Raw genomic sequence first — 13,940 nt, 5'->3', positions numbered from 1 at the left:
TGCTACCGTCGGGTAATGGGCAGGGTGAGCGCGGGGCGGATGGAAACCTTCCTCGCGGTCGCCCGGCTGGGCAGCATCCGCCGCGCGGCCGCCCAGCTGCACGTCACCGAAGCGGCCGTCTCCGCCGCGGTCGCCCATGTCGAGAAGCAGCTCGGCGCCAAACTCATCACCCGCGCGGGGCGCGGGATCGCGCTCACCGAGGCGGGGCGGGTCTACGCCGAGTACTGCCGCGGGATCCTGGGCTTGATGAAGGAAGCCCACGCCGCGGTCCGCCAGGCCGAGGCGGGCCGGCTCCGGATCGGCGTCGTCGCCACGGCGGGCGAATCGGTGGTGCTGCGTCCGCTGGCGTCGTTTCGGCACCGCTACCCCGATGTGGAACTGAGTCTGTCGATCCAGCCCCGTGACGTGCTGTTTCTCGAATTGCAGCACCACGAGACCGATCTCGTCATCGCCGGTCGGCCCCCGCACGAGGCCAACCTGGTCATCCAGGCGCGGCGGCCGAGCACCCTCGTCGTCGTCGGCGCGAACGACGCTCACGACCCGCGCCACGACACCTGGCTACTGCGCGGCAACGGTTCCGGCACCCGCGAAGCGACTCTCGCGCTGATCGACCGTCTCCAGATCGACCCGCCCACCCTGACGCTGGGGTCGCACGGCGCGGTCATCGCCGCCGCCCGCGAAGGCCTCGGCATCACCCTCATCCATTCCGATGCCGTCGGCGAGCACCTGGAATCCGGTGCGCTGCACACGATCGACGTGCCGGGCACCCCGCTGGATCGGGCCTGGCACGCGGTCACGACACCGACGCCCACCCCCGCGACCCGCTTGTTCCTGGCGCACCTGATCGACCCGCTCGAGACCGGAACCGACGCTTTTCACGCCGCGATCGGGCCGTAGCGGGCCATTCTCGGTCGCTAGCGCGTGACCCCGAAGCGCGCTTCGAAGGCCGCGCGCTCGGCCCGCTCGGCCGGCGGCACCGGCAGGTCGACGGTATCGGCCCGGCGCGCCAGTTCGCCGGCGTTGGGCGCGGGCGAGGTCAGGGAGGTGACCGGAAAGGGCTCGGCCAGCTCGCCCCGATCGTCGCGGATCACCGGAACCTCCGACGACTCCACGTCGGCCGAACAGGTGCGGCAGCGGGAGCACGAGGAATGGGGCGGCGAACCGATCGCCGCACTGGCCGACATCTACTGCGCCCGCGAACTCGCCCGATACGACCGGGCCCTGGCCGAGTCGATCGCCGCATTGGAGGTCGACCAGCTCCGTGCGTTGAGTGTGTACTGCGCCGAACGGGCCTACAAGTACGCCGGACTCGCCGACCGTCCGTGGGTCCGGCCCGCGCTCGCCGCCCTGCGCTCCGGTGCCCGCGCTTCGCCGTCAACACCCTGTTCCACGCGCGCCTGGCCGATCCGCTCCAGGGCGCGCTCGCGGCGCTGAACGAAGCCGCCATCACCTTCGGCGACCGGGTCCAGGTCCTGTTCGCGGGCATCCGCGCCGAGTTCGGGTTACCGCCCCGGCGCTGAGGACGACATCGTGGACGGTCCCGGTCACCGCGGGTACGGTCGTCGACAGGGGCGGGTCCATCGGGTACGCACCCACGAACGAAGGGGTGGGACATGGCAACGGAAGTGACGCTGTCGGGAGACGCGCTCGAACTGCCGGGCGGGGTGCGGGTGACGTTCGTGCGCACCTTGCGGCTGCCGGAGACCGGCACCTATCCGTTGCCACCGGGCCTCGGCAGCTTTCCACTGCGCCGAGTCGCCGACTACCCCGATACCGTGCCTGAGGAGTGGCGCCGACGCGGCGGGGTGATGCTGCCGGTGTACCAGCGTGAGGCGATGTGGTTGCGGTTCTCCGCGACCGTGCCCGCGGCGCTGAAGGTCGGCGTCGGCAAGGTCTGCGCGGTCTCCGGGAAGCCGTGGAGCGACGCCCTCGGCCAGGACCCGCAGAACTATCTCGCGCTGCCCGAACAGCCGTGGATGGACGGCATCAACTCCGGCGACGGCACCGTCCGGCAGTTCGTCGCCGTACCGCTCGGGCTCGGCGCGACCGTCGAAGGTCAGGTGACCGGCGTCGAGCAGTGGGGTGGCGTCCAGCTCGCCGTCCACGGGCTCACCGACACCGCGCACGCCGCCTGGCTCGCCGCCGCGGAGGCGCGACAGCGTGCGCTGCGCGCGATGCCCACCCCGCCCTGGCAGTCCGGGGGGCCGGTCTACGGCGCGCCGATGCCGGTCAGTGCGCCGCCGCCCGGCGCGATGTACTCCGGACCGGCACCGGGCTCGGCCCCGCCCGCGGCCCCCACCAGCGCCGCCCGGATGCGTGGCGCGGCGCGGAAGATGGGACTCGGCGCGGGCGGCACCATGCGGCAGGAGATCTTCGCCGACCGCAGGCCGATCGAGGACTATCGCACCGAGGCCGACGGTCGCGTCTTCGTCCACCTCGCCTCCGCCGCCGAATGGCAGCAGATCACCGGCGAACCAGCGCCGCCGACGCCGATCACCGCCCAGGCCTACGCCCAGCACAATCTGCCGTGGTTCGACTACTACGCCGCCGACGCCGACGACCTGGCGCCGTCCTCCGAGCTCGCCGAGGTGAAGCCCACCGGCGACTGGCTGGCCGACGAGCAGCCCAATCCGCCTATCGAACAACCACTTCCGGTGATCCCGCTGGGCGGCAAGAAGGTCCAGGACGGGGACTGGTAGCCGCGCCGGACTCGCTTGCCCCGCAGGCCAACCGGCCGATCCGGCGAACCTGCCACGCCGCGCGCCCGCGCGGACGTACGATCCGAGCGTGGCCGAATCGAATGGTTCCACCCCGCTGCGTGTGCTGGTCTACAGCAACGACGCCGACACCAGGCAACAGGTGATCCTGGCGCTGGGCCGTAGGCCGCGCCCCGATCTGCCCGAGCTCGATTTCTTCGAGGTCGCCACGGCGCCCGTGGTCATCGAGCAGATGGATGCCGGCGGGATCGATCTGGCGATCCTGGACGGGGAGTCCGCGCCAGCGGGCGGGCTCGGCATCGCCAAGCAGCTCAAGGACGAGATCGACGAGTGCCCGCCGGTGGTCGTGCTGACCGGCAGGCCCGACGACGCCTGGCTGGCGAACTGGTCGCGCGCCGAGGCCGCGGTCTCGCACCCGATCGATCCCATGCAGCTCACGCACGCGGTGACCAGCATCCTGCTCGCCCGCTGATCGGCGACGGCCGGACATCGTCCCGCCCCTTCGGATAGTCCCGTGCCCCACAGTTCTGCCTATCACCACTGGTAACACCAGTGGTTCCGTGGCGTGCGCCGATCCGGGATTACCCCCGGATCGCTCATGAATCCGTGTATCGAAATCGATCAAACCCCGTCCCGGAAACGCGCGGCGCACCCTCGGAACGGCGGTACTCTGTGCTCTAGCTCACACGAGCGCGGGCTCCTGTATAACGCTCCGCCATCGCTGCACAGCCTTGCGCGAGCCCCGTATCGGCGGACAACGTTGTCGGCCCCGTCTCGCCAAAGCTGCCGTCCGCGGCCGGGCCACACGGCTCGACCTGCTCCAGCGAGGAGGGGAAGCAGTCGTGAATATCGAGGTGCCCGCGCTCGTTCTCGGCGCCATCGCCGCCGCGTTCGCGGTGTTCTCCGTCATCATGGCGGCGCTGATCGGCCCGAAGCGATACAACAGGGCCAAGCTGGAACCCTACGAATGCGGCATCGAGCCGACCCCGCACGCCATCGCGGGCGGCCCCGGAAACGCCACGGGACAGCGCTTTCCGGTGAAGTACTACCTCACCGCGATGTTGTTCATCATCTTCGACATCGAGATCGTGTTCCTCTACCCGTGGGCCGTGCACTTCGATGCGCTGGGTCTGTTCGGGCTCGCCGCGATGGCGCTGTTCATCGTCAATGTGTCGGTCGCCTACGCCTACGAGTGGCGGCGCGGCGGCCTCAGCTGGGAATGAGTGGGAAATAATGGGTCTCGAAGAGAAACTGCCCAGCGGGTTCCTGCTGAGCACCGTCGAAGATTTCGCCGGCTACCTGCGTAAGGGCTCGGTCTGGCCCGCGACGTTCGGCCTGGCCTGCTGCGCGATCGAGATGATGGCCACCGGCGCGGGGCGATTCGACATCGCCCGCTTCGGTATGGAGGCGTTCCGCGCCTCTCCGCGCCAGGCCGATCTGATGATCGTGGCGGGCCGGGTGAGCCAGAAGATGGCCCCGGTCCTGCGTCAGGTCTACGACCAGATGACCGAGCCGAAATGGGTGCTCGCCATGGGCGTGTGCGCCTCCTCGGGCGGCATGTTCAACAACTACGCGATCGTGCAGGGCGTCGACCACATCGTGCCGGTCGACATCTACCTGCCGGGCTGTCCGCCGCGCCCGGAGATGCTGCTCAACGCGATCCTCGCGCTGCACGCGAAGATCGCCGAGACACCGATGGGTGTCAACCGCGAGGAAGCGATCCGCGCTGCCGAACAGGCCGCGCTGGCCAGCACGCCGACCATCCGGATGGAGGGCCTGCTGCGATGACCTTCGACGCTCCCGACAACGCCGACAGCACAGCGGGACAGGATATTCCGGACGAGACCCCGGCCGCCCCGCGCCCGCCCGCGGCACCCGAGGACGAGGTGATCGGCACCCGTCGCGGCATGTTCGGTGTCACGGGCACCGGCGACACCTCCGGCTACGGCGGCCTGGTCACCCCCGTCGCCCTGCCAGCGGGCACTCCACCGCCCTACGGTGGCTGGTTCGACGCGTTCGTCGGCACCCTGCGCGCCGCGCTGACCCACCGGGTGATCGCGTTCGATACCGCGATCGAGAAGATCGTCGTCTTCCGCGACGAGATCACCCTGCACGTGCGGCGCGAACACCTGGTCGCCGTCGCGAGCGCGCTGCGCGACGACACCTCGCTGCGCTTCGAACTGTGCCTGGGCGTCAACGGCGTGCACTACCCCGACGACGAGGGTCGGGAACTACACGCGGTCTATCACCTGATGTCGATCACACACAACCGGCGGATCAGGCTGGAAGTCTCTGTCCCCGACCCCGATCCGCACGTCCCCTCGCTGTTCGCGGTCTACCCGACCACCGACTGGCACGAACGCGAGACCTACGACTTCTTCGGCATCCTCTTCGACGGGCACCCCTCCCTCACCCGCATCACCATGCCCGACGACTGGCGCGGCCATCCGCAGCGCAAGGACTACCCGCTCGGCGGGATCCCGGTGGAGTACAAGGGCGCGCGGATACCGCCGCCCGACGAGCGGAGGACCTACAGCTGATGACCGACACCGATTTCCGCCGCGACGAGCCGCAGGTCGTCACCGTCGCAGGCCAGGACTGGGACCAGGTCAGCGAAGTGATCGAGGGCGGCGGCGAGGAACGCATCGTCGTCAACATGGGGCCGCAGCACCCGTCCACACACGGGGTGCTGCGCCTGATCCTCGAGATCGAAGGCGAGACCGTCACCGAAGCCCGCTGCGGCATCGGCTACCTGCACACCGGCATCGAGAAGAACCTGGAGTTCCGCACCTGGACCCAGGGCGTCACCTTCGTCACCCGGATGGACTACCTGTCTCCGTTCTTCAACGAGACCGCCTACTGCCTCGGCGTGGAGAAGCTGCTCGACATCACCGAGCAGATCCCCGAACGCGCCACCGTCGTGCGCGTTTTGCTGATGGAGCTCAACCGGATCTCCTCGCATCTGGTCGCTCTGGCGACCGGCGGCATGGAACTGGGCGCGCTCACCCCGATGCTGTTCGGCTTCCGCGAACGCGAACTGATCCTGGACGTGTTCGAGACCATCACCGGCCTGCGGATGAACCACGCGTTCATCCGGCCCGGCGGCCTGGCCCAGGACCTGCCCGACGACGGCGTCACCAAGGTGCGCGAACTCCTGGAGATCATGCCGGGACGTTTGCGCGACATGGAGCATCTGCTCAGCGCCAACCCGATCTGGAAGAAGCGCACCCAGGACATCGGCTACCTGGACCTGACCGGCTGCATGGCCCTCGGCATCACCGGCCCGGTCCTGCGCGCCACCGGTCTGCCCCACGACCTGCGCAAATCGGCACCGTACTGTGGCTACGAGAACTACGAATTCGACATCCCGACGACCACCGGCTGCGACTGCTACGGCCGCTACCTGATCCGCGTCACCGAGATGCGCGAGTCGCTCAAGATCGTCGAACAGTGTCTGGACCGGCTGCGGCCCGGCCCGGTCATGGTCGACGACAAGAAGATCGCCTGGCCCGCCGATCTGCAACTGGGTCCCGACGGACTGGGCAACTCGCCCCAGCACATCGGCAAGATCATGGGCACCTCGATGGAGTCGCTGATCCACCACTTCAAGCTCGTCACCGAGGGCATGCGGGTGCCCGCGGGCCAGGTGTACGCGGCGGTGGAGTCGCCGCGCGGCGAGCTCGGAGTGCACATGGTCAGCGACGGCAGCACCCGTCCGTACCGGGTGCACTACCGCGATCCCTCGTTCACCAATCTGCAAGCGGTGGCCGCGATGTGCGAGGGCGGCATGGTCGCCGACGTCATCGCCTCGGTCGCCAGCATCGACCCTGTCATGGGCGGAGTGGACCGATGAAGATCGAACTGAACCTCACCGCCAGGCCGGAACCGTATCCGCCGCATGTGCGGCAGCGACTCGAAGTAGACGCCAAGGAGATCATCGCCCGGTACCCGCATCCCCGCTCGGCGCTGCTGCCGCTGCTGCACCTGGTGCAGGCCGAGGAGGGTTACGTGACCGGCACCGGGATCGACTTCTGCGCCGACCATCTCGGTCTCACCGGCGCCGAAGTGACGGCGGTGGCCACCTTCTACTCCATGTACCGGCGTACCCCGACCGGGGACTACCACGTCGGCGTGTGCACCAACACGCTGTGCGCGGTCCTCGGTGGGGATGCCATCTACGAAGCGCTGCAACAGCATCTGGGTGTCGGCCACGGCGAGACCACCGCCGACGGCGCCATCACCCTCGAGCACGTCGAGTGCAACGCCGCCTGCGACTACGCCCCGGTGATGATGGTGAACTGGGAGTTCTTCGACAACCAGACCCCCGAATCGGCGCGCGCGATCACCGACGCGCTGCGCGCGGGGCACCAGGTGCGTCCCACCCGGGGCGCGCCGCTGTGCACCTTCCGGGAGACCGCCCGCATCCTGGCCGGATTCCCCGACGAACGTCCCGGCGCGCTCGACGGCGCTCCGGGCGCCGCCACGCTGGCAGGCTTGCGGGCCGCGGAAACCGGTGCCGCAGAGGTTGATTCCGTCGGACAAGGGGAATGAGATGACGACTCTCACCCCGGTTCTCAGCGAACACTGGGACCGTCCGCGGTCCTGGACCCTCGACAGCTATCAGGCCACCGGCGGTTACGAGGGACTGCGTGCCGCCCTGCGGATGGCACCCGACGACGTGATCCTGACGGTCAAGGACGCCGGCCTGCGCGGACGCGGCGGCGCGGGCTTCCCGACCGGCATGAAATGGTCGTTCATCCCGCAGGGCCCCGGTCCCGACGGCACGACCAAGCCGCACTATCTCGTCGTCAACGCCGACGAGTCCGAACCCGGCACCTGCAAAGACATCCCGCTGATGCTGGCCACCCCGCACACCCTGATCGAAGGGGTCGTGATCGCCGCCTACGCGATCCGCGCGGCCACCGCCTTCATCTACGTGCGCGGCGAAGTGGTGCCGGTCCTGCGCAGACTCCAGGCCGCCGTCGCGGAGGCCTACGCCGCGGGCTATCTCGGCCGCGACATCCTGGGCTCCGGCTTCGACCTGGAACTGATCGTGCACGCCGGTGCGGGCGCCTACATCTGCGGCGAGGAAACCGCGCTACTCGATTCGCTCGAAGGCCGGCGGGGTCAGCCGCGATTGCGGCCGCCGTTCCCGGCCGTGGCCGGGCTCTACGCGTGCCCGACAGTCGTCAACAATGTCGAATCCATCGCCAGCGTGCCGTCGATCCTGCGCAAGGGCACCGAATGGTTCCGGTCGATGGGCAGCGAGAAGTCGCCCGGGTTCACCCTGTACTCGCTGTCGGGACATGTCGCCAGGCCCGGCCAGTACGAGGCGCCACTGGGCATCACGCTGCGGGAGCTGCTCGGCTACGCCGGCGGCGTGCGCGCAGGCCACACGCTGAAATTCTGGACTCCGGGCGGGTCCTCGACGCCGCTGTTCACCGCCGAGCACCTCGACGTCCCCCTGGACTACGAGGGCGTCGCCGCCGCCGGGTCCATGTTGGGCACCAAGGCCTTGCAGATCTTCGACGACACGACCTGCGTCGTACGGGCGGTCCTGCGCTGGACCGAGTTCTACGCCCACGAGTCCTGCGGCAAGTGCACACCGTGCCGCGAGGGCACCTACTGGCTCGTGCAGTTGTTGCGCAGACTCGAAGCGGGCCAGGGCACCGAAGCCGACCTGGACAAACTCGCCGACATCGCCGACAACATCAACGGCAAATCGTTCTGCGCGCTCGGTGACGGCGCGGCCAGCCCGATCTTCTCCTCGCTGAAGTACTTCCGCGACGAGTACCTCGAGCATCAGCGCCGCGGCGGCTGCCCGTTCGATCCGGCCCGCGCCACGGTGTGGGCCTCGGCAGGGAATGAGGACCGATGACAGCCATCGCACCAGGCAACAGCAGTGGCCTGGTCCCCGCGGATCTGGTGAGCGTCACCATCGACGACACCACCGTCCAGGTACCCGCGGGCACACTGCTGATCCGCGCCGCCGAACTCATCGGCGTGCAGATCCCCCGCTTCTGCGATCACCCGCTCCTCGACCCGGTCGGCGCGTGCCGGCAGTGCCTGGTCGAGGTGGAGGGGCAGCGCAAGCCCGTGGCTTCCTGCACGATTCCGGTCACCGACGGCATGATCGTGCGCACCCAGCTCAGCTCGCCGGTCGCCGAGAAGGCACAGCGCGGGGTGATGGAACTGCTGCTGATCAACCATCCCCTGGACTGCCCGGTCTGCGACAAGGGCGGCGAGTGCCCGCTACAGAACCAGGCGATGTCCACCGGCAGCGCCGAATCCCGCTTCGACGGCGACAAGCGCACCTATCCCAAGCCGATCCCGCTGTCCGCGGCGGTGCTGCTGGACCGCGAACGCTGCGTACTGTGCGCGCGGTGCACGCGATTCTCCCAGCAGGTCGCCGGTGACCCGTTCATCGAACTGATGGATCGCGGTGCCCTGCAACAGGTCGGCATCGCCCAGGCCGAACCGCTGGACTCCTATTTCTCCGGCAACACTGTGCAGATCTGCCCGGTGGGCGCGCTCACCGGCACCTCCTACCGCTTCCGGGCCCGCCCGTTCGACTTGGTGTCCACCCCGAGCGTGTGCGAGCACTGTGCCTCCGGGTGTGCCCAGCGCACCGACCACCGCCGCGGAAAGGTGCTGCGCCGCTTGGCCGGTGACGATCCGCAGGTCAACGAGGAATGGAACTGCGACAAGGGCCGCTGGGCCTTCACCTACGCGACCGAACGCGACCGCCTCACCACGCCGTTGGTTCGTGGCTGGGACGGTGTGCTGGCCCCGGCCTCCTGGTCCGAGGCGCTGGCCGCCGCGGCCACGGGGCTGCGAGCGGCGATCGGCAACGCGGGCGTGCTCGTCGGCGGCCGGGTCACCGAGGAGGACGCCTACGCCTACAGCAAGTTCGCGCGGATGGTGCTCGCCACCAACGACATCGACTTCCGTAGCCGCGTGCATTCCGAGGAGGAGGAGCGCTTCCTCGCCGCCCGCGTCGCCGGGCACGGCGTGACTGTCGACTACGCGGCGCTGGCCGCCGCACCGGTCGTGCTGCTGGTGGGATTCGAACCCGAAGAGGAATCCCCGATCGTCTACCTGCGGCTGCGCAAGGCCGCCAGGACCCGTGGGCTGCGCGTGGTGTCGCTGGCGCCGTTCGCCTCGCGCGGGCTCGAACGGATGTCGGGCGCACTGATCCCGACCCCGCCGTGCGGTGAAGCCGATGTCCTCGACGCGATCGCCGCCGAGACGTCGGCGGACGCGGCCGAGCTGATGGCGCTGCTGCGCAGCCCGGGCGCGGTCGTGCTGGCGGGTGAACGGCTGGCGGGCAGCCCCGGCGCGCTCTCGGCCGTGGTCCGCCTCGTCGATGCCACCGGCGCCGGACTCGCCTGGGTGCCGCGCCGGGCCGGGGAACGCGGTGCGCTCGAAGCGGGCGCCCTGCCCAGCTTGCTGCCGGGCGGCAGACCGGTGGTCGATCCCGCCGCGCGGCAACAGGTTCGACACCGCTGGCAGGCCGAGGAATTGCCCGTCACGCTCGGCCGCGACACCGCTGGCATCCTGGCGAGCGCGGCACAGCTCGGTGCGCTGGTCGTCGGTGGTGTGGACCCCGACGACCTGCCCGACCCGGCGGCCGCGCTGGCCGCCATCGATGCCGCGCGGTTCGTCGTCAGCCTGGAGTTGCGGCACAGCGCCGTCACCGAGCGCGCCGACGTGGTCTTCCCGATCGCGCCCGTCATGGAAAAGTCCGGCACCTTCCGCACTTGGGAGGGCAGGCCGCGCCCGTTCGCCGCCGCGCCGCTGGACACCACCCGTCGCGTCGCCGCACCGCTGTCGGACCTGCGGGTGCTGCACTCGCTCGCCGCCGAGATGGGCACGCCGATCAACCTGCCCGACATCGCTTCCGCGCGTCGCGAACTCGACGTCCTGGGCACCTGGAACGGAACACCGATCTCCGCGCCGGAGCTGACCAGCCAGACCCGCCCGGCGCCCGGCGTCGGCACCGCGGTCCTGGCCGGCTGGCGGATGCTGCTCGACGCGGGCCGGATGCAGGACGGGGAAGCGAACCTCGCCGGCGTCGCCCGCCCGCCGGTCGCGCGGCTCTCGGCGGCGACGGCCGCCGAGATCGAAGCGGCCGAGGCCGATCACGTCATCGTCTACACCGATCGCGGTGAGATCACCGTGCCGCTGATGATCACCGACCTGCCCGACCGGGTGGTGTGGCTGCCGCTGCACTCCCCCGGCTCGACGGTCGCCGCCACGCTCGGCGTGACACCCGGCGCCGTGGTGCGCCTGCGCCGCGCCGACGACAGGATGAAGGAACACCGTCATGAGTGATCCCGTGCTGCACCTGGCAGCAGACGCCGCACCTGTCTTCGGCACCGACCCGCTCTGGCTGGTGCTCGTCAAGGCACTGGGTGTGTTCGTCTACCTGATGCTGGTGCCGCTCATCGCGGTCTACGCCGAACGCAAAGTCGTCGCGTGGATGCAGATGCGCGTCGGCCCCAACCGGATCGGTCCCGGCGGCATGTTCCAGTCCATCGCCGACGGCGTGAAGATGGCGCTCAAGGAAGACATCATCCCGGCCATCGTGGACAAGCCGATCTTCGTGCTCGCCCCGATCATCTCGGTCATCCCGGCGTTCATGGCGTTCGCCGTGATCCCGTTCGGCCCCGAGGTGTCGATCTTCGGCCAGCGCACCGCCCTGCAGCTGACCGATATGCCCGTCGGTGTTCTCTACATCCTGGCCATCACCTCCATCGGCGTCTACGGCATCGTGCTCGCCGGCTGGTCGTCGGGCTCGACGTATCCGCTGCTCGGCGGCCTGCGCTCGACCGCGCAGGTGATCTCCTACGAGATCGCGATGGCGCTGACCTTCGCGACGGTGTTCCTGCTCTCGGGCACCATGGCCACCTCCGGGATCGTCACCGCGCAGGAGGGCACCTGGTACGTCTTCCTGCTGCTGCCCTCGTTCCTCATCTACTGCGTGTCCATGGTCGGCGAGACCAACCGCGCGCCGTTCGACCTGCCCGAAGCCGAAGGCGAGCTCGTCGGTGGCTTCCACACCGAGTACTCCTCGCTCAAGTTCGCCATGTTCATGCTCGCCGAGTACGTCAACATGGCCACGGTGTCGGCGCTGGCGACCACGCTGTTCCTCGGTGGCTGGCGGGCTCCGTTCCCGATCAGCCTCTGGGAGGGCGCGAACTCCGGCTGGTGGCCGCTGCTGTGGTTCACCCTCAAGGTGTGGACGTTCCTGTTCGTCTTCGTCTGGCTGCGAGGCACCCTGCCGCGTCTGCGCTACGACCAGTTCATGAACCTCGGCTGGAAGCTGCTCATCCCGACCTCGCTGGTGTGGGTGATGATCGTGGCGACCGCCCGGGTCCTCGACCTCGAGGGCGTCACCGGTCAGACCCCGATCCTGGTGACCGTCGGCCTCGTCATCACCGCCGCGATGATCGCGATGTTCCTGCGGGCCGGCCGCGCCGAAGGCCTGCCGCCGCTGCCCGAGGAGCCCGCGAAATCGCCGGTGTTCCTCGGCTTTCCGGTTCCGCCGATGCCACCGCGCCCCGCCGGTGATCAGCCCGAGATCGGCCTGTTCGAGCCGCTCGCCGGGTTCGCGGTCACCGCGGCGACGATGTTCAAGAAGCCCAATACCGAGTCCTATCCCGAGCAGAAGGTGCCGACCGCGCCGCGCTACCACGGCCGCCACCAGCTCAACCGGTACGACGACGGCTTGGAGAAGTGCATCGGCTGCGAACTGTGCGCCTGGGCCTGCCCCGCCGACGCCATCTACGTCGAAGGCGCCGACAACACCGAGGACGAACGCTTCTCCCCCGGGGAACGCTACGGCCGCGTCTACCAGATCAACTACCTGCGCTGCATCGGCTGCGGACTGTGCATCGAGGCGTGTCCGACCCGCGCCTTGACGATGACCAACGAGTACGAACTCACCGACGACAATCGCGCCGACCTCATCTACGAGAAGGACCGCCTGCTGGCGCCGCTGCAGGACGGCATGGTCGCCCCGCCGCACGCCATGGTGCCCGGCACCGACGAGGCCGACTACTACCTGGGCCGGGTCCGTCCCACCACGTCGGAAGAGGTACTGCGATGACCACCGCACTCCTGGCCGCCGAAGTCGCGTCCACCTCCACCGGGGAGGCGGTGCTGTTCTGGGTGCTCGCCCCGATCGCGGTGCTCGGCGCGCTCGGCATGGTGACCGCGGCCAAGGCCGTGCACTCGGCACTGTGCCTGGCCGCCACCATGATCGCGCTGGCGGTGTTCTACATCGCCCAGGGCGCGCTGTTCCTCGGCGTCGTGCAGATCGTGGTCTACACCGGCGCGGTGATGATGCTGTTCCTGTTCGTGCTCATGCTCGTCGGCGTCGACTCGGCCGAGTCCCTGCGGGAGACCTTGCGCGGCCAGCGGATCGCGGCCGCCGTCGTCGGCGTCGGGTTCGGGTTCCTGCTGATCGGCGGGATCGGCGCGGCGCTGCGCGGCAGCGGAATCACCTTCCCCGGCCGCGGTTTCGGTGGTCGCGACGTGATCGCCGAACTGGCCGAGCTGATCTTCCTGCGCTACGTGTGGGCGTTCGAGCTGACCGGCGCGCTGCTGATCACGGCGACCATCGGCGCGATGGTGCTCGCGCATCGCGAACACTTCACGCCACGGCGGGGGCAGCGTGAGATGTCGCGCGACCGCTTCCGCACCGCGGGCGAACGCGCCACTCCGCTCCCGACTCCGGGCGTCTACGCCAGGCACAACGCCGTGGACAGCCCGGCCCAACTCCCCGACGGCAGCTTCGCCGAACTCTCGGTGAGCACGATCCTGCGTCACCGCCGCACCCGCGCGCACACCGAGGCCGCCGCGCTCTCGGTCGGCGCCGGCAGCGACGTCACCCCGACGGCCGACGAGGAAGGCAACCGGTGAACCCCCAGAACTACCTGTTCCTGTCCGCCCTGCTGTTCACCATCGGCGCCGCGGGAGTGCTGTTGCGCCGCAACGCCATCGTGGTGTTCATGTGCATCGAACTGATGCTCAACGCGGTGAACCTGGCCTTCGTCACCTTCGCCCGCCTGCACGGCAATCTCGACGGCCAGGTGATCGCGTTCTTCACCATGGTCGTGGCCGCCGCCGAGGTCGTCGTCGGTCTGGCCATCATCATGACGATCTTCCGTGCCCGCCGGTCGACCTCGGTCGACGCCGCCAACCTGCTGAAGTTCTGAC

The 13,940-nt window shown here is 69.4% G+C and carries 15 protein-coding genes and 1 pseudogene; 15 read left to right on the top strand and 1 reads right to left on the bottom strand.

What is annotated here, in order from left to right:
• Window positions 1–15 precede the first annotated feature (15 nt).
• Window positions 16–897, top strand: coding sequence for a LysR family transcriptional regulator (locus Q7X29_RS18060; RefSeq protein WP_255588260.1), 882 nt, complete (start codon window positions 16–18; stop codon window positions 895–897).
• 17 nt (window positions 898–914) lie between these two features.
• Here Q7X29_RS18060 and Q7X29_RS18055 read toward each other — a convergent pair whose 3' ends face one another.
• The gene (locus tag Q7X29_RS18055; protein WP_316574799.1) at window positions 915–1,091 is read right to left on the bottom strand and encodes a hypothetical protein; all 177 of its coding nucleotides are present in this window, start codon (window positions 1,089–1,091) and stop codon (window positions 915–917) included.
• 34 nt (window positions 1,092–1,125) lie between these two features.
• Here Q7X29_RS18055 and Q7X29_RS18050 point away from each other — a divergent pair, with 34 nt between their 5' ends.
• The 14 genes and pseudogenes from Q7X29_RS18050 to nuoK all read left to right on the top strand — a co-directional run bounded on the left by Q7X29_RS18050 (window position 1,126) and on the right by nuoK (window position 13,939).
• Window positions 1,126–1,434: a hypothetical protein gene (locus tag Q7X29_RS18050; protein ID WP_316574798.1), complete on the top strand. Its 309-nt coding sequence runs from the start codon at window positions 1,126–1,128 to the stop codon at window positions 1,432–1,434.
• Between the two features lie 179 nt (window positions 1,435–1,613).
• Window positions 1,614–2,699: a hypothetical protein gene (locus tag Q7X29_RS18045; protein WP_316574797.1), complete on the top strand. Its 1,086-nt coding sequence runs from the start codon at window positions 1,614–1,616 to the stop codon at window positions 2,697–2,699.
• A gap of 88 nt (window positions 2,700–2,787) precedes the next feature.
• The gene (locus Q7X29_RS18040; RefSeq protein ID WP_218720160.1) at window positions 2,788–3,189 is read left to right on the top strand and encodes an Rv3143 family two-component system response regulator; all 402 of its coding nucleotides are present in this window, start codon (window positions 2,788–2,790) and stop codon (window positions 3,187–3,189) included.
• 370 nt (window positions 3,190–3,559) lie between these two features.
• Window positions 3,560–3,940: an NADH-quinone oxidoreductase subunit A gene (locus Q7X29_RS18035; protein ID WP_189028737.1), complete on the top strand. Its 381-nt coding sequence runs from the start codon at window positions 3,560–3,562 to the stop codon at window positions 3,938–3,940.
• A gap of 10 nt (window positions 3,941–3,950) precedes the next feature.
• Window positions 3,951–4,505, top strand: coding sequence for a NuoB/complex I 20 kDa subunit family protein (locus Q7X29_RS18030; RefSeq protein ID WP_218720158.1), 555 nt, complete (start codon window positions 3,951–3,953; stop codon window positions 4,503–4,505).
• Window positions 4,502–5,257 carry an NADH-quinone oxidoreductase subunit C gene (locus Q7X29_RS18025; RefSeq protein ID WP_316574796.1) on the top strand — a complete coding sequence of 252 codons (756 nt, stop codon included), beginning with the start codon at window positions 4,502–4,504 and terminating at the stop codon, window positions 5,255–5,257. The genes Q7X29_RS18030 and Q7X29_RS18025 overlap by 4 nt, the downstream gene beginning before the upstream one ends.
• The gene (gene nuoD, locus Q7X29_RS18020) at window positions 5,257–6,570 is read left to right on the top strand and encodes an NADH dehydrogenase (quinone) subunit D (protein WP_316574795.1); all 1,314 of its coding nucleotides are present in this window, start codon (window positions 5,257–5,259) and stop codon (window positions 6,568–6,570) included. The genes Q7X29_RS18025 and nuoD overlap by 1 nt, the downstream gene beginning before the upstream one ends.
• Window positions 6,567–7,268 (top strand): NADH-quinone oxidoreductase subunit NuoE, encoded by a 702-nt coding sequence (gene nuoE / locus Q7X29_RS18015; RefSeq protein ID WP_316574794.1) that lies wholly within the window; start codon window positions 6,567–6,569, stop codon window positions 7,266–7,268. The genes nuoD and nuoE overlap by 4 nt, the downstream gene beginning before the upstream one ends.
• Before the next feature lies 1 nt (window position 7,269).
• The gene (gene nuoF / locus Q7X29_RS18010) at window positions 7,270–8,595 is read left to right on the top strand and encodes an NADH-quinone oxidoreductase subunit NuoF (protein WP_218720155.1); all 1,326 of its coding nucleotides are present in this window, start codon (window positions 7,270–7,272) and stop codon (window positions 8,593–8,595) included.
• Window positions 8,592–11,051, top strand: a complete 2,460-nt coding sequence (locus Q7X29_RS18005) for an NADH-quinone oxidoreductase subunit G (RefSeq protein WP_316574793.1) — start codon at window positions 8,592–8,594, stop codon at window positions 11,049–11,051. Before nuoF ends, Q7X29_RS18005 begins: the two co-directional genes overlap by 4 nt.
• A pseudogene (gene nuoH, locus Q7X29_RS18000) lies at window positions 11,044–12,273 on the top strand (NADH-quinone oxidoreductase subunit NuoH); the annotation flags it as partial. The gene Q7X29_RS18005 and the pseudogene nuoH, both read left to right, overlap by 8 nt.
• A complete protein-coding gene (gene nuoI / locus Q7X29_RS33180) occupies window positions 12,268–12,828 on the top strand; it encodes an NADH-quinone oxidoreductase subunit NuoI (protein ID WP_316575382.1) in 561 nt (186 codons plus the stop codon). The pseudogene nuoH and the gene nuoI, both read left to right, overlap by 6 nt.
• Window positions 12,825–13,643, top strand: a complete 819-nt coding sequence (locus tag Q7X29_RS17990; RefSeq protein ID WP_218720152.1) for an NADH-quinone oxidoreductase subunit J — start codon at window positions 12,825–12,827, stop codon at window positions 13,641–13,643. Before nuoI ends, Q7X29_RS17990 begins: the two co-directional genes overlap by 4 nt.
• On the top strand, window positions 13,640–13,939 hold the full coding sequence (gene nuoK / locus Q7X29_RS17985) for an NADH-quinone oxidoreductase subunit NuoK (RefSeq protein WP_218720151.1): 300 nt from the start codon (window positions 13,640–13,642) through the stop codon (window positions 13,937–13,939). The genes Q7X29_RS17990 and nuoK overlap by 4 nt, the downstream gene beginning before the upstream one ends.
• The last annotated feature ends 1 nt before the right edge of the window (window position 13,940 follow it).

The organism is Nocardia canadensis (assembly GCF_032656385.1).
GTDB lineage: Bacteria > Actinomycetota > Actinomycetes > Mycobacteriales > Mycobacteriaceae > Nocardia > Nocardia canadensis.
The sequence above is the reverse complement of the archived record's forward strand: the minus strand, read 5'-3'. Positions and strand labels throughout refer to the sequence as shown.